Source organism: Allobosea thiooxidans, assembly GCF_900168195.1.
Taxonomy (GTDB): domain Bacteria; phylum Pseudomonadota; class Alphaproteobacteria; order Rhizobiales; family Beijerinckiaceae; genus Allobosea; species Allobosea thiooxidans.
This window is the reverse complement of the sequence record NZ_FUYX01000016.1, coordinates 60,507-78,545: the sequence shown is the minus strand read 5'-3', so window position 1 is coordinate 78,545 and position 18,039 is coordinate 60,507. Positions and strand designations below refer to the sequence as shown.

The 18,039-nt window shown below is 67.5% G+C and carries 16 protein-coding genes; 9 read left to right on the top strand and 7 right to left on the bottom strand.

Annotation, left to right across the window (positions count from 1 at the left end; genetic code table 11):
• The first annotated feature begins 223 nt into the window (after positions 1-223).
• The gene (locus tag B5Y19_RS22255) at positions 224-721 is read left to right on the top strand and encodes an Lrp/AsnC family transcriptional regulator (RefSeq protein ID WP_055730397.1); all 498 of its coding nucleotides are present in this window, start codon (positions 224-226) and stop codon (positions 719-721) included.
• 123 nt (positions 722-844) lie between these two features.
• Here the strand turns inward: B5Y19_RS22255 and B5Y19_RS22250 are convergent, their stop codons facing one another.
• On the bottom strand, positions 845-1,876 hold the full coding sequence (locus B5Y19_RS22250) for an LLM class flavin-dependent oxidoreductase (protein ID WP_055730427.1): 1,032 nt from the start codon (positions 1,874-1,876) through the stop codon (positions 845-847).
• 209 nt (positions 1,877-2,085) lie between these two features.
• Here B5Y19_RS22250 and B5Y19_RS22245 point away from each other — a divergent pair, with 209 nt between their 5' ends.
• From B5Y19_RS22245 to B5Y19_RS22210, 8 genes are all read left to right on the top strand, one after another.
• Complete coding sequence (locus B5Y19_RS22245; RefSeq protein WP_079592129.1) at positions 2,086-3,000, top strand: LysR family transcriptional regulator; 915 nt, start codon at positions 2,086-2,088, stop codon at positions 2,998-3,000.
• Between the two features lie 208 nt (positions 3,001-3,208).
• The gene (locus B5Y19_RS22240) at positions 3,209-3,685 is read left to right on the top strand and encodes an NAD(P)H-dependent oxidoreductase subunit E (RefSeq protein WP_079592128.1); all 477 of its coding nucleotides are present in this window, start codon (positions 3,209-3,211) and stop codon (positions 3,683-3,685) included.
• Positions 3,682-5,250 carry a formate dehydrogenase beta subunit gene (locus B5Y19_RS22235; RefSeq protein WP_079592127.1) on the top strand — a complete coding sequence of 523 codons (1,569 nt, stop codon included), beginning with the start codon at positions 3,682-3,684 and terminating at the stop codon, positions 5,248-5,250. Before B5Y19_RS22240 ends, B5Y19_RS22235 begins: the two co-directional genes overlap by 4 nt.
• A gap of 10 nt (positions 5,251-5,260) precedes the next feature.
• On the top strand, positions 5,261-8,143 hold the full coding sequence (gene fdhF, locus B5Y19_RS22230) for a formate dehydrogenase subunit alpha (RefSeq protein WP_079592126.1): 2,883 nt from the start codon (positions 5,261-5,263) through the stop codon (positions 8,141-8,143).
• A complete protein-coding gene (gene fdhD, locus B5Y19_RS22225; protein ID WP_079592125.1) occupies positions 8,130-8,972 on the top strand; it encodes a formate dehydrogenase accessory sulfurtransferase FdhD in 843 nt (280 codons plus the stop codon). Before fdhF ends, fdhD begins: the two co-directional genes overlap by 14 nt.
• On the top strand, positions 8,969-9,241 hold the full coding sequence (locus B5Y19_RS22220; RefSeq protein WP_055730403.1) for a formate dehydrogenase subunit delta: 273 nt from the start codon (positions 8,969-8,971) through the stop codon (positions 9,239-9,241). Before fdhD ends, B5Y19_RS22220 begins: the two co-directional genes overlap by 4 nt.
• Positions 9,242-9,500: 259 nt before the next feature.
• Positions 9,501-10,520, top strand: a complete 1,020-nt coding sequence (locus tag B5Y19_RS22215; protein WP_176168697.1) for an ABC transporter substrate-binding protein — start codon at positions 9,501-9,503, stop codon at positions 10,518-10,520.
• A gap of 176 nt (positions 10,521-10,696) precedes the next feature.
• Positions 10,697-11,128, top strand: coding sequence for an OsmC family protein (locus B5Y19_RS22210; RefSeq protein ID WP_079592123.1), 432 nt, complete (start codon positions 10,697-10,699; stop codon positions 11,126-11,128).
• 91 nt (positions 11,129-11,219) lie between these two features.
• Here B5Y19_RS22210 and B5Y19_RS22205 read toward each other — a convergent pair whose 3' ends face one another.
• From B5Y19_RS22205 to B5Y19_RS22180, 6 genes are all read right to left on the bottom strand, one after another.
• A complete protein-coding gene (locus B5Y19_RS22205; RefSeq protein WP_055730428.1) occupies positions 11,220-12,191 on the bottom strand; it encodes an ABC transporter ATP-binding protein in 972 nt (323 codons plus the stop codon).
• Positions 12,192-12,261: 70 nt separating this feature from the next.
• Positions 12,262-13,251 carry an ABC transporter ATP-binding protein gene (locus tag B5Y19_RS22200; RefSeq protein WP_079592122.1) on the bottom strand — a complete coding sequence of 330 codons (990 nt, stop codon included), beginning with the start codon at positions 13,249-13,251 and terminating at the stop codon, positions 12,262-12,264.
• Positions 13,248-14,711 carry an amidohydrolase family protein gene (locus B5Y19_RS22195; protein ID WP_079592141.1) on the bottom strand — a complete coding sequence of 488 codons (1,464 nt, stop codon included), beginning with the start codon at positions 14,709-14,711 and terminating at the stop codon, positions 13,248-13,250. The genes B5Y19_RS22200 and B5Y19_RS22195 overlap by 4 nt, the downstream gene beginning before the upstream one ends.
• A gap of 38 nt (positions 14,712-14,749) precedes the next feature.
• Complete coding sequence (locus B5Y19_RS22190) at positions 14,750-15,946, bottom strand: amidohydrolase family protein (RefSeq protein WP_055730407.1); 1,197 nt, start codon at positions 15,944-15,946, stop codon at positions 14,750-14,752.
• A gap of 159 nt (positions 15,947-16,105) precedes the next feature.
• The gene (locus tag B5Y19_RS22185) at positions 16,106-17,041 is read right to left on the bottom strand and encodes an ABC transporter permease (protein WP_055730408.1); all 936 of its coding nucleotides are present in this window, start codon (positions 17,039-17,041) and stop codon (positions 16,106-16,108) included.
• On the bottom strand, positions 17,031-18,023 hold the full coding sequence (locus B5Y19_RS22180; protein WP_055730409.1) for an ABC transporter permease: 993 nt from the start codon (positions 18,021-18,023) through the stop codon (positions 17,031-17,033). The genes B5Y19_RS22185 and B5Y19_RS22180 overlap by 11 nt, the downstream gene beginning before the upstream one ends.
• Between the last annotated feature and the right edge of the window lie 16 nt (positions 18,024-18,039).

The following is an 18,039-nucleotide window of genomic DNA, read 5'->3' as shown; positions in this document are numbered from 1 at the left end:
CCTCCATCCCTGACGCGACCAGCATTCCGCCATTGCGCGCATCCGGCAAGGCCAACCGTCATCGGCGCCGCCACGCACAGCAACGACGGCTGGTCCGCGATCGTTCCCCTTGCAACCAACGCTAGCCGCGTCGCCGCGGAGGTTCCTTCCGAATTTGCCGGCGCTCCGAAAATCATGCAGAAGATATTTCTGCATTCATGCAATCTAGCGGAACGATCTGCCGATGAACAAAAAGAGCCAGAACGGTCCTGCTCTCGATCTGATCGATCGCAAGATTCTCGCTGCGCTGCGGGAGGACGGACGGCTGACGACCCAGGCGCTGGCCGAGAAGGTGGGGCTGTCGCCCTCCCCCTGCTGGACGCGGGTGAAGCGGCTGGAGGAGTCCGGAGCGATCGAGAAATACGTCGCCCTGCTCGACCACAAGGCGCTCGGCTACAACAACGTCGTCTTCGTCGAGATCACGCTCGACAAGCATGACGACAAGGTGCTGGACCAGTTCGGCGAGGCGCTGAGCCGGGCTCCCGAAGTGGTCGAGGCCCATCTGGTGACGGGTGAGTACGACTATCTCGCCAAGGTCGTGGTCAGCGGCACCGACCATTACGAGCGCTTCCTGCGCGGAACGATCTACCGCATCCCGGGCGTGCGCCAGACGCGAACGACCTTCGGCCTGAGAACGCTGAAGCGAACGCTCTCGGTCGATCCGCTGAAGGTGGCCGGGTGAAGCTCGACTACCGTCATGTCCGCCCTTGAGGCGAGCATCCACGTCTTGAGCGCAGCTCTCGACAAGCGGAGACGTGGATGGTCGGGACGAGCCCGACCATGACGCGAGGCGGCTGAACCCGCCCTACTCCAGCATCTCCCGCACCAGCGGAATGACCTTCTCGCCATAGAGCCGGATGCATTCCAGCGCCCGCTCATGCGCCAGCGGGCCGGCGCTGTATTTGAGCTGGAAGCGGGAGATGCCCAGCCCCTTGGCGGTCGCGGCGATCTTGCGGGCCACCGTCTCGGGCGAGCCGAGATAGAGCGAGCCGTGCGCGACCTCCTGCTCGAAATCCTCGCGGCTCATCGGCGGCCAGCCGCGCTCGGCGCCGATACGGTCGCGGTTCGCCTTGAAGGCCGGGAAGAACTCCTCCCTGGCCTGCTCGTCGGTCGCCGCGACATAGCCCGGCGAATGCACGCCGACCGGCTTCGCCGGCCTGCCAATCTGGCCATAGGCGCGGTGGTAGAGATCCACGAAAGGCTTGAAACGCAACGGGTCGCCACCGATGATGGCGAGCATCAGCGGCAGATCGTAGCGCACGGCGCGGATCACCGATTCCGGACTGCCGCCGACGCCGATCCAGGTCTTGAGCGGGCCGTGCTCCACCGGCGGATAGACCAGCTGGTCCTTGAGCGGCGGGCGGATCGAGCCCTGCCAGGTCAGCGGCTCCTGCGGCAGCAGCGCCGTGAACAGGTCCAGCTTCTCCTCGAAGAGCTTCTCATAGTCGCGCAGATCGAAACCGAAGAGCGGGAAGGACTCGGTGAAGGAACCGCGACCGAGGATGACCTCGGCGCGCCCGTTCGAGATCGCGTCGACCGTCGCGAAACGCTGGAAGACGCGGATCGGATCGTCCGAACTCAGGACGGTGACGGCGGAGCCGAGCTTGATCCGGCTGGTGCGCGCGGCCATGGCGGCCAGCACGGTCTCCGGGGAGGACACTGCGAAATCGGCGCGGTGATGCTCGCCGACGCCGATGAAATCGATGCCGAGGCTGTCGGCCAGGACAGCTTCGTCGACGAGGTTGCGGATCACCTGCGCATGCGACAGCGGCTGGCCATCCGCCCCATGGGTGACGTCGCCGAAGGTGTCGAGCCCGAATTCCAGTTTCTGCTCCATGACCATCCCGAGACCGCGTGGCGGCCTGTTGCCTGCCGGCCATCCCGGCTCCGGGGAAGTAGGATCGTGCTTGCCGCGATGCAATTCGCGCGGCGTTGCCATTGCAGCAACAGCCTGTTTGCGCGGATGCAACTGCCAGGCTTGCAACCGCCGCCGGCTATGCCGATGCTCGGGCGCGCGGCGATATCAGCCGCTTCCGAAGCCACATCATGATCATTCGCCAGCTGGTCTATCTCGATGCGCTCGCGCGCGAAAAACACTTCCGCCGCGCCGCCGAGGCCTGCCATGTCTCGCAGCCGACGCTTTCGGCGGCGATCGTGCAGCTCGAGGAAGAGCTCGGCGTGATGGTCGTCGAGCGCGGCCGGCGCTTCCAGGGCTTCACCAAGGAGGGCGAGGTCGTGCTCGCCCATGCCAGGCGCATCCTGGCTGAAGCGGAGGTGATGAAGGAGTCGGTCGCCGAGCTGCGCGAGGGCATAGGCGGGCGCATCCGGCTCGGCGCGATCCCGACCGCGCTGCCGATGATCGCTCATATCACCGCGCCGTTCTCGGACCGCTACCCGGCAGTGTCGCTCACCGTGCTGTCGCTGACATCGCAGGAGATCCAGGAAGGCATCGACAATTTCGAGCTCGATGTCGGCCTGACCTATCTCGACAACGAGCCGCTCGACCGGGTGATCTCGAAACCGATCTACCAGGAATCCTATGTGCTGCTGACGCGCGAGGACGGGCCGCTCGGCGCGCAGGAAACGATCAGCTGGGCGGAGGCCGCAGAGCACAAGCTCTGCCTGCTCACCGGCGACATGCAGAACCGGCGCATCATCGACGGCATCTTCCGCTCGGTCGGCGCGGCGCCACGCCCGGCGATCGAAACCAACTCGATCTTCAACCTCTGCTCCCATGCCGGCATCCAGAGCGTCTCCAGCATCGTCTCGCTCCAATTGCTGGAGTTCTTCGGCCTGCCGCTCGGCACCAAGGCGCTGCGGCTGATCGAGCCCGAGGCGCAGCGCACCATCGGCCTCATCGTCGCCGACCGGCAGCCGATGGCGCCGCTGGCGCGCAACCTGATGACGATGACCCGGCCGGTCGCCGATGCCGGGCTGTCGCGGCGGGCGGCAGCGCGATAGCCCTGATCTATCGCTGCAGTGCAGCAAGGCGTGCCGAGCTGGCGATTTTCACGGCCCATCTTCGGAGAAGTCCGCAAAACGCCAGGGACACTCACATGGTTTTGATAGTCGGGATCTATCACTCGGTCGATATAAACGATTTGAAATCATTCCAAGCTTGTCGTCCTCTCCTGGAATGCGCCCGGCGAACCGGGCCGATGGAGGAAACATGGCCGGCTACTCCGCCTGGAACGAGGAGAGCGCCCGTTCGATCATCGCAAGCCTCGCGCATCTGGAAGGCGCCACGCTGCCGATGCTGCACGCCCTGCAGGACGAGTTCGGCTATGTCTCGCCACAGGCGGTGCCATTGATCGCCGAGGCGCTGAATCTCTCCCGTGCCGAGGTTCACGGCGCGATCACCTTCTACCATGACTTCAGGACCGCCCCGCCGCCGGGCCGCGTGATCAAGCTGTGCCGGGCCGAGGCCTGCCAGTCGCTCGGCTGCGAGGCCGTCGTCGCGGAGCTGGAGCGGGAGCACGGCATCACGGTCGATGGCGCGCCGGTCGGCGACGCCATGGTCGAAACGGTGTATTGTCTCGGCAATTGCGCGCTCGGCCCCTCGGCGCTGGTCGATGGCGAACTGATCGGGCGCGTGGATGCAGCCCGGATCGCCGGGCTCTGCCAGCATGGAAAGGCGCATTCATGAGCGCCGCCGCACCCGTCCGGATCTATGTTCCGATCGACGCCGCCGCGCTCTCCGTCGGCGCCGAGGCCGTCGCACGCGCCGTCGCCAGCGAAGCGGCAGAACGCGGCCTTGCCATCGAGATCGTCCGCAACGGCACCCGCGGCATGCTCTGGCTGGAACCGCTGGTCGAGGTCGAGACGGCGGAAGGCCGCATCGCCTACGGGCCCGTCGCGGCAGAGGATGTGGCTTCGCTGTTCGCAGCGGATTTCATGGCAGGCGGCGCGCATGCGCTGCGGCTCGGCAAGACCGAAGAGCTTGGCTGGATGAAGCGCCAGCAGCGGCTGACCTTCGAACGCGTCGGCGTCATCGATCCGCTCTCGATCGCCGACTACCGCGCCCATGGCGGGTTCAGGGGGCTGGAGAAGGCCCTGAGGCTGAGCGGAGCCGAGATCGTCGCCGCCATCAAGGCCTCGGGCCTGCGCGGGCGCGGCGGCGCCGGCTTCCCGACCGGCATCAAATGGCAGACGGTTCATGATGCCCGGGCCGAGCAGAAATACATCGTCTGCAACGCTGACGAGGGCGACAGCGGCACCTTCGCCGACCGCATGCTGTTCGAGGGCGACCCCTATCTCACCATCGAGGGCATGGCGATCGCCGCGCTCGCGGTCGGGGCGACGCGCGGCTACATCTATCTGCGTTCCGAATATCCGCATGCCCATCGCACACTGCAGCGCGCGATCCTCAAGGCCGAAGCCGCGGGCCTGATCGGTGCCTCCATCCTCGACAGCGGACAGGCCTTCCATCTCGAGGTCCGGCTCGGCGCCGGCGCCTATATCTGCGGCGAGGAGACCTCGCTGCTCGAAAGCCTGGAAGGCAAGCGCGCCATCGTCCGCGCCAAGCCGCCGCTGCCGGCCTTGCAAGGGCTCTTCGGCAAGCCGACCGTGGTCAACAACGTCCTCTCCTTCGCGGCCGTGCCGTGGATCCTCGACCATGGCGCACAGGCCTATGCCGATTACGGCATGGGCCGCTCGCGCGGCACCCTGCCGGTGCAGCTCGGCGGCAATGTCAGGCGCGGCGGGCTGATCGAGCTCGCCTTCGGCATCAGCCTGCGCGAGATCATCGAGGATATGGGCGGCGGCACGCGTTCCGGCCGGCCGATCCGCGCCGTGCAGGTCGGCGGGCCGCTCGGCGCCTATCTCACGGCCGAACAGCTCGACGTGCAGATGGATTACGAGGCACTGGCCGCGATGCGCGCCATGCTCGGCCATGGCGGCATCGTGGTGTTCGACGACAGCGTAGACATGGCCAGGCAGGCGCGCTTCGCCTTCGCCTTCTGCGCAAAGGAAAGCTGCGGCAAGTGCACGCCCTGCCGCATCGGCGCGACGCGCGGCGTCGAGGTGATGGACCGCATCATCGCCGGCGAGGAGCGGCCGAAGAACATCGCTGTGCTGCGCGATCTCTCGAAGCTGATGACCGACGCCTCACTCTGCGCCATGGGCGGGCTAACGCCGATGCCGGTGCTGAGCGCGCTCAACCATTTCCCCGAGGATTTCGACCGCCCGCCGCTGCCTCTGGCGGCCGAGTGAGGAGGCAGCCATGGCCCTGATCAAGGAGATCGACTACGGCACGCCGATCCGGCTTTCGGACAAGACCGTGACCCTGACCATCGACGGCCAGAGCATCACGGTGCCGGCCGGAACCTCGGTGATGGCGGCGGCGATGAGCATGGGAACGGCGATCCCGAAGCTCTGCGCCACCGACTCGCTCGAACCCTTCGGCTCCTGCCGGCTCTGCCTCGTCGAGATCGAGGGGCGGCGCGGCACGCCCGCCTCCTGCACGACGCCGGCCGAAGACGGCATGGTCGTCCGCACCCAGTCGGAAAACCTGTCCTCGCTGCGCAAGGGGGTGATGGAGCTCTACATCTCCGACCACCCGCTCGACTGCCTGACCTGCTCGGCCAATGGCGACTGCGAATTGCAGGACATGGCGGGCGCCGTGGGCCTGCGCGAGGTGCGCTACGGCTATGACGGCGAGAACCACGTCTTCGCCAAGGGCAAGGACGGCGAAGCCAATGCGAACTGGCTCGCGAAGGACACGTCGAACCCCTATTTCACCTACGACCCGTCGAAATGCATCGTCTGCAATCGCTGCGTGCGCGCCTGCGAGGAGGTGCAGGGCACCTTCGCGCTGACGATCACCGGACGCGGCTTCGAGTCCCGCGTCGCGGCCGGCCCGACCGATTTCCTCGGCTCGGAATGCGTCTCCTGCGGCGCCTGCGTGCAGGCCTGCCCGACGGCGACGCTGATCGAGAACAAGGTCATCGAACACGGCCAGCCCGAGCATTCCGTGGTCACGACCTGCGCCTATTGCGGCGTCGGCTGCTCGTTCAAGGCGGAGATGCAGGGCGACCGCGTCATCCGCATGGTGCCCTCCAAGGACGGCCAGGCGAATGAGGGCCATTCCTGCGTCAAGGGCCGTTTCGCCTGGGGCTACGCCACCCACAAGGACCGCATCACCAAGCCGATGATCCGCGACCGGATCACCGATCCCTGGCGCGAGGTCTCCTGGGAGGAGGCCATCGGCAAGGCGGCCTCCGAATTCAAGCGCATCCAGGCGACATACGGCCGCGTGTCGGTCGGCGCCATCACCTCGTCACGCTGCACCAACGAGGAGGTCTTCCTCGTCCAGAAGCTGGTGCGCGCCGCCTTCCGCAACAACAATGTCGACACCTGCGCCCGCGTCTGCCACTCGCCGACCGGCTACGGCCTGAGGACCACGCTCGGCACCTCGGCCGGCACGCAGGACTTCAAGTCGGTCGCCAAGGCCGACGTCATCCTGATCATCGGCGCCAACCCGACCGACGGCCACCCGGTCTTCGCCTCGCGGATGAAGAAGCGCATCAGGGAGGGTGCCCGCCTGATCGTCGCCGATCCGCGCCGCATCGACATGGTGAGGTCACCGCATGTCGAGGCGGACCACCATCTCGCGCTGAAGCCGGGCACGAACGTCGCGCTGCTCAATGCCCTCAGCCATGTCGTCGTCACCGAAGGGCTGATCGACGAGGCTTACGTCCGCGAACGTTGCGACCTCGGCGATTTCGAGCACTGGGCCCGCTTCGTCGCCCGCGAGGAGAATTCGCCCGAGGCCAGCGAGCAGTACACCGGCGTGCCCGCGGCCGAGGTGCGGGCGGCGGCGCGGCTCTACGCCACCGGGGGCAACGCGGCGATCTATTATGGGCTGGGCGTCACCGAGCACAGCCAGGGGTCGACCACGGTGATGGCGATGGCGAACCTCGCCATGGCGACCGGCAATATCGGGCGCGAAGGCGTCGGCATCAATCCGCTGCGCGGGCAGAACAATGTGCAGGGCTCCTGCGACATGGGCTCCTTCCCGCACGAATTCTCGGGCTATCGCCACGTCTCCGACGATTCCACCCGGCAGGTCTTCGAGATGCTGTGGGGCGTGCCGCTCGACGCCGAGCAGGGCATGCGCATCCCCAACATGCTGGACGAGGCGGTCGGCGGCACCTTCAAGGGCCTCTACATCCAGGGCGAGGACATCGCCCAGTCCGATCCCAACACCCAGCACGTCACGGCGGGGCTGGCGGCGATGGAATGCGTCGTCATCCAGGATATCTTCCTGAACGAGACGGCGAAATACGCCCATGTCTTCCTGCCGGGCGCCTCCTTCCTGGAGAAGGACGGCACCTTCACCAATGCCGAGCGGCGCATCAACCGCGTCCGGCAGGTGATGGCGCCGCTTTCCGGCAAGGACGAATGGCAGGTCACGGTCGAGCTCTCCCGCGCGCTCGGCTACGAGATGTCCTATCGCCATCCCGGCGAGATCATGGACGAGATCGCGCGCCTGACGCCGAGCTTCGCCGGGGTCTCCTATGACAAGCTCGACAAGCTCGGCTCGGTGCAGTGGCCCTGTAACGAGAAGGCCCCAGTCGGCACGCCGCTGATGCATGTCGACCGGTTCGTGCGCGGCAAGGGCAAATTCATGATCACGGAATACGTTCCGACCGAGGAACGGACGGGGCCACGCTTCCCGCTGCTGCTCACCACCGGGCGCATCCTCTCGCAATACAACGTCGGCGCCCAGACGCGACGCACCGAGAACGGTGTCTGGCATGACGAGGACGTGCTGGAGATCCACCCCTTCGACGCCGAGAGCCGCGGCATCCGCGACGGCGATCTCGTGGCGCTCGCCAGCCGCTCGGGCGAGATCGCGCTGCGCGCCGAAATCTCCGAGCGCATGCAGCCCGGCGTGGTCTACACCACCTTCCATCACGCCAAGACCGGTGCCAACGTCATCACCACCGACTTCTCCGACTGGGCGACGAACTGCCCGGAATACAAGGTCACCGCCGTCGAGGTGCGCCGCACCAACGCTTGGTCGGCCTGGCAGGAGAAGAATTTCGAGGAAGACGTGACCTTGCGCCGGATCGCGGAGCGCCTGCCCGATGCCGCGGAATAACCCGCCCGCCCAGCCGCCGGCCTCGGCCGCCGTCACGGCCGAACCGCTGCGCTTCGGCGCGGCACGCGCGGAGGCGCGCGACGTCGAGATCGCGGTCGAGACGCCGATCAACATCGTCTACGGCAACATGCCCTATGCGGTGATGATGGCGAGCCCCTCCGACCTCGAGGATTTCGTCACCGGCTTCAGCCTGACCGAGGGCATCGTGCGCGGCGCGGACGAGATCCGCGGCATCGCCGTGGAGCCGAAGGAGGACGGCGTCATCGTCACGGTCGAGCTCGCGCCCGGCCGCTTCCGCGAGCATCTGGCGCGGCGGCGCAACCTCTCGGGGCGGACCTCCTGCGGTCTCTGCGGCGTTGAGACCATCGAGGAGATCCCGATGGCAGACGCTGCGACCCGTGCCTCGCGCGCCGTCCCCGCCACCGCGATCGAGACGGCGCTGGCCGTGCTCGACGAGCACCAGCCGCTGAACCAGCTCACCTGCGCCGTCCATGCCGCCGCCTGGTGCGATGCTTCCGGCGCGATCCTGGCAGTGCGCGAGGATGTCGGCCGCCACAACGCGCTCGACAAGCTGATCGGCGCGCGGCTGCGCGCCGGGGCCGATGCGAGCGAGGGCTTCCTGCTCGTCACCAGCCGCGCCTCCTTCGAGATGGTCGAGAAGGCGGCGATCTTCGGCGCCGGCACGCTGGTCGCGATCTCGGCGCCGACCTCGCTCGCCATCGAGCGGGCGAAACATCTCGGCCTGACGCTGGCCGCGGTGGCGCGGCGCGACGGCTGCATCGTCTTCACCGGCGCACTCGCGCCCGAAACCGAGACCATCGCCCGATGACGGAGGCCGCCCTGACCACAGAGCACGCCGGGGGCGAACAGCACGACGAGAATGTCGCCAAGCTTCGGCGCATGGCCGGGCAGATCGCGGATTTCTTCAAGGCCTATCCGGAGGATCAGGCAGCCGCCTCCGTGGCCGACCACATCAACCAGTTCTGGACCGGGCGCATGCGCGGGGACTTCCTCGCCGCCTTCACCGCGCGGCCGGAGGACCTCCCGCCCCTGCTGCGGCGCGCCCTGCCCCGGATCAGGCCGGGGCGCGAAGGTTAGCAGGCAAGGCGCCGCCAAAGCGGTGCAGCGAGAAGTTCGACGAGCCGGGAACCTGCCCGGCCCGCCATGGTCGGCCCGCCGATCGCCTAGGGCGTCTGGATCGCCCTGTCGAAGTCGCTCGCGCTCTTTCGCTGAGCCCATCGCGAGGCAGCGATGCAGCGAAGCCCGCACCGCGAGATCGGCGCGGACTTTCCCTTACAAATGGATGCGAAAACCCCGGTTCCATGCGATATTGAAGCAGCCAGCTCGGGGGTCAGCCATGGACCGCAGACGCGTGCTGAAAACTGGTCTGTGGGCGGCGGCCGGGGCCATTGCCAGCTCCCCAGTGCTTGCGCAGCAACCTGCACCACATCGCATCGGCATGCTCATCAATGGCGCGGCGGGCCCATTCCACGATGCCTGGCGCCGGACGTTCGCGCAGGATTTCGCGCAGCTCGACCGCATCGAGGGCCGGGACTTCACCGTCGAACCACGCTTCGCCAATGGCCAGCTCGGGCGATTGCCGCAGTTGGCGGCGGAACAGGTCAACGCCGGAACCGACCTCATCCTGGCGCTCGGTGGACCGGCGGCGAGCGCCGCTTGCAGGGCGACGACGACGATCCCCGTGGTCTTCGCCATCGTGACCGACCCCGTCGCCCTCGGCCTGGTCGAAACGGCGCAGCGGCCTGGGCGCAACGCGACGGGCATCACCAGCCTCGACCCCGAGCAGGCAGCAGCCCAGATGCGCCTCCTGAAGGAGGCTCTCCCGACGATCGAGCGCCTCGCCCTCCTCAGCGACCAGACGATCCCCGGCGCCGACGCTTCCGGCCTCGCGCCAATCGACCGGGCCAACAAGGCGGCCGCCGAAGCGCTCGGCTTGCGCCCTCAGGTCGTGAAGCTCCCTGCCCCCACCGCCGCATCGCCCGATCCCGACTTCGCCGCCGCCTTCGCGGATATGACGCGCGAAGGCGCTCAGGCCGTCGTGATCTTCGATACCCCGCTCAATTTCGCCCACGGCAAGCGGATCGCCGAGCTGGCCCGGACACACCGCCTGCCCACGATGTTCGCCGGCGGCTTCGGCGCGGCGGGCGGCCTGATCACCTATGGCACGAGCGTCGTCGACAGCCATCGCCGTCTCCCGGCCATCATCGACAAGATCTGGCGCGGGACGAGCCCTGCCGAGCTTCCCGTGGAGTTCCACAAGCATCGGGAGCTGGTGTTCAATGTGAAGGTCGCGGAGAGCATCGGCATAACGCTTCCTCCCGACCTGCTCTCCAGAGCCGACCAGGTGATCCGGTGAGGCTCCGAAAGCCGAGTTCGGCGCCGGGTTCCCGAAGCCCGTGATTGTTGGCGTGGCGGCCGGAAGAGAAGCGGCCGGCGATGGTTGCGCGTGAACCCGACAGGGCGTGAACCGTTATCGACGAAGCGCATTGCTCGCGCAGCTTATCCACCCGAACCAGGACAGGAGGGAGCATCATGGCGATCAACAAGACCGGATCGGCACATTGGGAAGGCGGCATCAAGGACGGCAAGGGCACGATCTCGACCGAGACCGGCGCGCTCGACGCCTATCCCTACGGCTTCTCCAGCCGCTTCGAAGGCAAGCCCGGCAGCAATCCGGAGGAGCTGATCGGCGCGGCCCATGCCGCCTGCTTCACCATGGCGCTCTCGCTCATCCTCGGCGAGGCCAATCTCAAGGCCGATGCGCTCGATACCACCGCGCGCGTCACGCTCGACAAGCTGGATGACGGCTATGCCATCACCGCGATCCATCTCACGCTGAAGGGCAAGGTACCCGGCGCCGATCAGGCGACCTTCCAATCGCTGGCCGACAAGGCCAAGGCCGGCTGCCCGGTCTCGAAACTGCTCAAGGCGCCGATCACGCTGGAGGCGACGCTGGCGGGCTAGGCGCCGTCGCGAACCATCCTGACCTCGCAGGGGCGGGCGAGCCGGCAGCTGCCGGCTCGACGCTTTCGCAATTTGCGGAACACCCAATCCCTCAGGCCAGATGGCAGGCGACGCCGACATCGTCGAGCCGGCGCAGCTCCGGCCGCTCGGCGCGGCAGCGGTCGACCGCGAGCGCGCAGCGCGGGTTGAAGCTGCAGCCCGGCGGCGGGGCGATCGGGCTCGGCACCTCTCCGGACATCGGCTTGCGCTCCCGGTTCGGCCGCTCGACATCCGGGATCGTGTCGAGCAGCAGCCGCGTGTACGGATGGCGCGGCCGGGTGAAGACCTGCTCGGCCGGCCCGGCCTCGACGAAGCGGCCGAGATACATGATGGCGAGATCGTCCGACATGTGGCGGACGACCGAGAGGTTGTGGCTGATGAAGAGATAGGTCAGCCCGAATTCCTTCTGCAGCCGGACCATGAGATTGAGGATCTGTGCCTGGACGGAGACGTCGAGGGCCGAGGTCGGCTCGTCGCAGACGAGGAAATCGGCCTCGGTCGCGAGCGCGCGAGCGATCGAGATGCGCTGGCGTTGGCCGCCGGAGAAGGCGTGCGGATAGCGGCTCGCATCGGAGCGGGAGAGCCCGACCACCTCGAGCAGGTCGCCGACGCGCTGGAGCGTGCTTTGCGCGTCGGGCCGCAGCTTCAGCTCGCGGATCGGCTCGGCGATGATGTCGCCGACGCGCCAGCGCGGGTTGAGCGAAGCATAGGGGTCCTGGAAGATCATCTGCACCCGCGGCGGGCCGAAGGAGCCATCGGCGCGGCGGATATCGCGGAAATTCAGCGTGCCTTCGGTGGGGCGCTGCAGGCCGACGACCATGCGCGCCAGCGTCGATTTCCCGCAGCCGGATTCACCGACGATGCTGAAGGTGGTGCCGCGCCTGACCGTGAAGGAGACGTTTTCGACCGCACGCAGGATGCGCCGCGGCTCGTGCGAGAACAGGCGCGACAACCCTGGGGCCGAGACGTCGAAGCGGCAGGCGGCGGCGGCGACATCGAGGATGATGTCGTCCTGCCCCGCCATCTGTGTCGCTAGCGGCTGCGGCAAGGTCTGGTCGCGCATCGACTGATCCCGCATTGGCGTCGCCAGGGTATCATGCATGCGCCGCCTCCTTCAGCGGGAAATGGCAGGCCGCGGCATGCGGCGCGGCCGGCAACCCCGGCCGGTGCTCGCGGCAGAGGGCCTCGACCCGGCCGCAGCGCGGATTGAAGGCGCAGCCGGGCGGGATGGCATTGAGGCGCGGCATGGCGCCGTCGATCTGGTTGAGGTGCTCATGACGGGCATGGACGCTCGGAATCGAGGCCATCAGCCCGGCGGTGTAGGGGTGGTTCGGCCGGCGGACCACCTCCTCGACCGGGCCGATCTCGACGATGCGGCCGGCATACATCACTGCGACCCGGTCAGCCGTCTCGGCGATGACGCCCATGTCGTGGGTGACCAGCATGATCGCCGTGCCGTGCTCGCGGCAGAGCCGCTTCAGCAAGGTCGTGATCTGGGCCTGGATCGAGACGTCGAGCGCGGTCGTCGGCTCGTCGGCGATAATCAGCGAGGGCTCGGCGCAGAGCGCGAGCGCGATGACGACGCGCTGGCGCATGCCGCCGGAGAATTGGTGCGGGTAGTGGTCGATGCGCGTCTCGGCGGCCGGGATGCCGACCTCCTTGAGAAGGTCGAGCGCGCGCCTTCGCGCCTCCGCCCGACCGACGGGCAGATGCGTCAGGATCGTCTCGACGAGCTGGTCGCCGACCGAGAGCAGCGGATGCAGCGAGGTCAGTGGATCCTGGAAGATCGCGCCGATGCGCCGGCCGCGCAGCTTGCGCATCGCTTCGGCCGGCAGGTTGTCGATGCGCTGGCCGGAGAGATGGATCTCGCCGCCGGCGACGCGGCCCGGCGGATCGAGCAGGCCGATCACCGCCGTGCCGGTCAGCGACTTGCCTGCGCCGGACTCGCCGACCACGCCGAGGATCTCGCCCGGCGCGATGTCGAAGCTGACGCCGTCCAGGGCGGTCAGCGGGCCGTGGCGCCCGTCGAAGACGATGCGCAGGTCGCGCACGGACAGGAGGGGCGCGGCGGCGGTTTCGGTCATGCGATGGCCTCGCTGCGTTCGATCGCGTAGCTCGACGAGAAGATCTCGCTCATCGGCGGATGGCCGAGCGTGCGCTCGGGATAGCGCGCCATCACGCCCTCGAACTGCTTCTGGGCGCGGGCGTTGTCGGCGGCTTCGTCCTGGCCGGGGACGACCCGGTCCTCCATGACGAAGCGCCCATCGATCACCACGGTCGAGAAGTCGCGGCCATGGCCGGTCAGCATCATCGTCTGGATGGGATCGATGACCTGCCCGCTATGCGGCCGGTCGAGCTCGAAGACGGTGATGTCGGCGCGCGCGCCGGGCTGGAGGCGGCCGAGATCGGGCCGCTGCAGCGCATCGGCGCCGCCGATGGTCGCGGCGTCGTAATAATCCTCGGAACGCACCGCACTGGCGTTGCCGGCCATGTTGCGGGCGAGGATCATGCCGATCTGCAGGTTCATCACCATGTCGGGCGGGCTCGTATCCGTGCCCATCGCGATGTTGAGCCCCATCGCCCGGTAGCGCGCGAAATGGTCGATGGCATTGCCACCGCGGCCCGACACCAACGGGCAATGGACGATGCTGGCGCCGGAATCCCGGAGGATCTCGAGGTCGCGGCCCGGGCGTTCGACATGCCGGCTGCCGGAGACGACGGTGCCGTGCGGCAGCAGGCAGCGCTCGTTGAGGAAGCCGAGGCTCTCCAGCCATTCCGGCGGGCTCATGCCGTGCTGCGCCAGGACGAGGTCGTATTCGATCTTGGACTGGCAGCAATGCAGCCGCACCGGCACATCGAGCTCGCGCGAGGCCGCGGCCGTGCGGCGCAAGAGCTCAGCCGTCGAGGTCTCGATGCGGTCGGGCGCGAACATGGAGCGGATCAGCCCCCCCGCCGCGCCCTCGTGACGCCGGGCGAAATCGATCGCCGCGTCGAGCTCGGCGAGGCCTCTGGCCTCATCGTAATGGGTGACGATGCGCCCATCCGCCTCGACGAGCTGGTTGCCGGTGCGATAGGCAGGGCCGAGATAGGCGCGCATGCCGAGATCGGCAGCCGCTTCCGCCGCATCCTCGAATTCCTGCACCGTCTCGCCCCAGGCGCGATAGAACAGCGAGGCGATCGGCAGTGCCGTGGTGATGCCGTTGCGGATCAGCGAGGCGAAGGCGTAGCGCTTCTGGAAGGCCAGCTCTTCGCGGGTATACATCTCGTATGGACCGGCCTCGAGATAGCTGCGCGGCCAGACCCGGCCCTTCTTCCAGGCCGGCTGGTTGTCATAGCCGAGGATGGTGGTGTCGAGGTCGGAGAGCGCGTCGCAGTCGACGAAGCCCGGCCCGATCAGCGCATGGCCATAGTCGAGGCGGCGGGCAACCTCGCCCGGGAAGCCGTGCCCGACGAAAATGACTTCGCCGTTCTCGAACACGACTTCGCCGTTCTCGTAGAGGCGGTGGCGGCCGTCCTTGTGTCCGACCACCCAGCGCGCGGTCATCAGGACGCGGCCTTCCGGCCGCTTTTTGGCTTGCAGGCTCACGGGGCAGTCCTCACCGAAACGCCATCACGGGCGACGATCTTGCCGCGCTTGATCACGCGGCGCTTGGGCGAACGGGTCACGACGATGTCCGTCAGGCTCTGGCCGGGCATGATGACGAGATCGGCAGACTTGCCCTCGGCCAGGCCGTAATCGGCAATCTCCATCACTTGGGCGCCGCCGGTCGTGCAGACATGCAGGCCGAGCTCGACCTCGTCGTCGCGGCGGAAATTGTTGCGCAGGCCGATGAACATGGCGCGCTCGACCATGTCGGCATTGCCATAGGGGCCCCAGGTGTCGCGAATGCCGTCCGAGCCCGAGCAGACGCGGATGCCGGCATCGAGCAGCTTCTTGACGGCCGGCGCGGTGTTGCGGGCCGGAGCCGTCGTCATGATCGCGATGTCGAGTGCGGCGAGCTGCGGGATCACAGGCTCGACCAGTTCCGGCGCGGTGCCCAGGCAGAAGGCGTGGCTGACGGTAACCTTGCCCTTCATGCCGAGCGCGCGGGTGCGTTCGATGATGAGATCGAGCGAGAACAGGCCCATCTCGCCGGGCTCGTGCAGATGGATGTCGAGCGGCCGGCCATAGGTCTGGCAAAGCCCGAAGACCGCATCGAGATGGCCCTTCGGGTCGCGATCGATGGCGCAGGGGTCGAGACCGCCGACGATCTCGCAGCCGGCCTTCATCGCCTCATGCATCAGCTCCAGCGTGCCCGGCCGGCGCAGCAGGCCCGATTGCGGGAAGGCGACCAGCTCGATGTCCATGATGTCCGCATATTCGTCGCGGGTCTTCATGATGCCCTCGACGCCCCAGAGCCCATGATCGGTGTCGACATCGACATGGCTGCGGGTATGGGTCGAGCCCATCATCGAGGACTGGACAGTCTGGCGTGCCGACTGGCGGGCCGGGTCGAGGTCGAGGCGGCGCTTGTTCATGCGCTCGTTGTCGATCTTGTCGAGCAGCTTCGGGCCGACCTCGTTGACGTACCAGGGCAGACCCCAGAGGCTCTTGTCGAGATGGGCATGCGCCTCGACCAGGCCGGGGATGGCGATCTCGCCACGGCCATCCTCGACCGCGACGCCGGCAGGCGCAGCGATGTCCTTCGCCATCCGGCTGATGCGGCCGTTCTCGATCAGGATGTCGAGGGCCGGCCCGGCGTTCGGACGAACATTGCGGATCAGGAGGGAGGCAGTCATCGCAGGCGTATCCTCTTTTCGTTTTTCGTCATGGCCGGATTGAATCACACCGTCATGCTCGCCCCTGTGGCGAGCATCCACGTCTTGGACACCGCAAGCGACGTGGATGGTCGGGACAAGCCCGACCATGACGGATGAGCGTCGTCAGCCTCATCCCGATCACCTCAGCTTGGGGTTCAGCGCATCGCGCAGCCAATCGCCGAGCAGGTTGACCGAGAGCACGATCAGCCCGAGCTGCAGCGAGGGGAAGACGACGAGCCACCAGGAGCCGGAGAACAGGTACTGGTTGCCGATGCGGATCAGCGTGCCCAGCGATGGCTGGGTGATCGGCATGCCGACGCCGAGGAAGGAGAGCGTCGCCTCAGAGAGGATGGCCAGCCCGAGGTTGAGCGTGGCCGCGACCAGGACCGGCGTCATCGTGTTGGGCAGGATGTGGCGGCGCATGATCCGGCCTGCCGGCACGCGGATGATCCGGGCGGCCAGCACATATTCCTTGCGCCGCTCGACCATGGTGAGCGCGCGCACGGTGCGGGCGTACTGCACCCAGCTCGTCAGTGCGATCGAGAGCACCAGCACGACGGCGGCGAAGGGCTCGCGCAGCGAGGGCGGCAGCATCTCGCGGAACAGCGCCGAGACCAGGATCGCCATCAGCAATGTCGGGATGGAGAGCACGGTATCGCCGAAGCGCATCAGCAGATTGTCGATGCGCCCGCCATAGAAGCCGGCTGCGAGCCCGATCGAGACGCCGATCAGCATCGAGACGATGACCGCCGCGAAGCCGATGATCAGCGAGACGCGAGAGCCGTAGAGGATGGCCGAGAGCACGTCGCGGCCCTGTGGATCGGTGCCGAGCAGGAAGGGCCATTCGCCGCCCTCCTGCCAGATCGGCGGGATCTCGGCCTTGTCGATGAAGACCTGGGCGAGGTCGTGCGGGTTCTGCGGCGCAATGAGGGGGGCGAAGAGCGCGGTCAGCACGAGCAGCGCCAGCACCAGTGCCGAGAGCCAGGCGCCCGGGCTGTGGCGGAAGCTCCAGCCGATGTCGCTGTCGAGGAAGCGGCGCAGGCGCCCGGGTTGCTTCGCGGCATCAGCGGGCATTGGCAGCTCCCGAGAGCGCGTCCTCGCGCAGGCGCGGATCGACCCAGGCATAGGTCAGGTCGACCAGCGTGTTGAGTGTGACGAAGATGAAGGAGACGACGATCAGATAGGCCGCCATCACCGGGATATCGACGAAGGTCACGGCCTGGACGAAGAGCATGCCCATGCCCGGCCACTGGAACACCGTCTCGGTGACCAGCGCGAAGGCGATGAGGTTGCCGATCTGCAGGCCGGTGACGGTGATGACCGGCATCAGGCAGTTGCGCAGCGCGTGACCGAAATGGACGGCGCGGGCCGGCAAGCCGCGTGCCCGGGCGAAGCGGATGAAGTCGGTGCGCATCGTCTCCAGCATCTCGGCGCGGACGAGGCGCATCACCAGCGTGATCTGGAAGAGCGAGAGCGTGATGCCGGGCAAGATCAGCGCCCTGCGGCCCGACGGCGTCAGGAAGCCGGTGCTCCACCAGCCGAGCTGCACCACCTCGCCGCGGCCGAAGGCCGGCAGCCATTGCAACGTGACGGAGAAGATCAGGATGAAGAGAATGCCGAGCGCGAAGCTCGGCAGCGAGACGCCGAGAACCGAGACGAATTGCAGCGTCTTGGCGAGGAAGCTGTCGCGCCGGATCGCCGTATAGACGCCGAGCGGGATGCCGATGGCGAGCGACAGGAAGGTCGCGACCAGCACGAGCTCGAAGGTCGCCGGGAAGCGCTCCGAGATCAGCGTGAAGACGTCCTGCTGGTTGCGATAGGAGATGCCGAAATCGCCGCGCACGGCGTTGCCGACGAAGGTCGCGAACTGCATCACGAAGCCCTTGTCGAGGCCGAGGCGCACGCGCAGCTCGTCGCGTTGCTGCTGGCTCGCCTGTTCGTTCAGCATCAGCTCGACGGGGTCGCCGACGAAGCGGAAGATCAGGAAGGCGAGGAAGGCCACCGCCAGCATGACGCCGGCCGCGTTGAGCAGTCGCTTGAAGAGGAAAGCCGGCATCTGGACAGCTCCGATT

What these genes read in the sequence shown, in the direction of transcription:
- B5Y19_RS22255 (WP_055730397.1), top strand. Translation starts at nt 224, where the DNA reads ATGAACAAAAAGAGCCAGAACGGTCCTGCTCTCGATCTGATCGATCGC.
- B5Y19_RS22250 (WP_055730427.1), bottom strand. Translation starts at nt 1,876, where the DNA reads ATGGAGCAGAAACTGGAATTCGGGCTCGACACCTTCGGCGACGTCACC.
- B5Y19_RS22245 (WP_079592129.1), top strand. Translation starts at nt 2,086, where the DNA reads ATGATCATTCGCCAGCTGGTCTATCTCGATGCGCTCGCGCGCGAAAAA.
- B5Y19_RS22240 (WP_079592128.1), top strand. Translation starts at nt 3,209, where the DNA reads ATGGCCGGCTACTCCGCCTGGAACGAGGAGAGCGCCCGTTCGATCATC.
- B5Y19_RS22235 (WP_079592127.1), top strand. Translation starts at nt 3,682, where the DNA reads ATGAGCGCCGCCGCACCCGTCCGGATCTATGTTCCGATCGACGCCGCC.
- fdhF (WP_079592126.1), top strand. Translation starts at nt 5,261, where the DNA reads ATGGCCCTGATCAAGGAGATCGACTACGGCACGCCGATCCGGCTTTCG.
- fdhD (WP_079592125.1), top strand. Translation starts at nt 8,130, where the DNA reads ATGCCGCGGAATAACCCGCCCGCCCAGCCGCCGGCCTCGGCCGCCGTC.
- B5Y19_RS22220 (WP_055730403.1), top strand. Translation starts at nt 8,969, where the DNA reads ATGACGGAGGCCGCCCTGACCACAGAGCACGCCGGGGGCGAACAGCAC.
- B5Y19_RS22215 (WP_176168697.1), top strand. Translation starts at nt 9,501, where the DNA reads ATGGACCGCAGACGCGTGCTGAAAACTGGTCTGTGGGCGGCGGCCGGG.
- B5Y19_RS22210 (WP_079592123.1), top strand. Translation starts at nt 10,697, where the DNA reads ATGGCGATCAACAAGACCGGATCGGCACATTGGGAAGGCGGCATCAAG.
- B5Y19_RS22205 (WP_055730428.1), bottom strand. Translation starts at nt 12,191, where the DNA reads ATGGCGGGGCAGGACGACATCATCCTCGATGTCGCCGCCGCCGCCTGC.
- B5Y19_RS22200 (WP_079592122.1), bottom strand. Translation starts at nt 13,251, where the DNA reads ATGACCGAAACCGCCGCCGCGCCCCTCCTGTCCGTGCGCGACCTGCGC.
- B5Y19_RS22195 (WP_079592141.1), bottom strand. Translation starts at nt 14,711, where the DNA reads ATGACCGCGCGCTGGGTGGTCGGACACAAGGACGGCCGCCACCGCCTC.
- B5Y19_RS22190 (WP_055730407.1), bottom strand. Translation starts at nt 15,946, where the DNA reads ATGACTGCCTCCCTCCTGATCCGCAATGTTCGTCCGAACGCCGGGCCG.
- B5Y19_RS22185 (WP_055730408.1), bottom strand. Translation starts at nt 17,041, where the DNA reads ATGCCCGCTGATGCCGCGAAGCAACCCGGGCGCCTGCGCCGCTTCCTC.
- B5Y19_RS22180 (WP_055730409.1), bottom strand. Translation starts at nt 18,023, where the DNA reads ATGCCGGCTTTCCTCTTCAAGCGACTGCTCAACGCGGCCGGCGTCATG.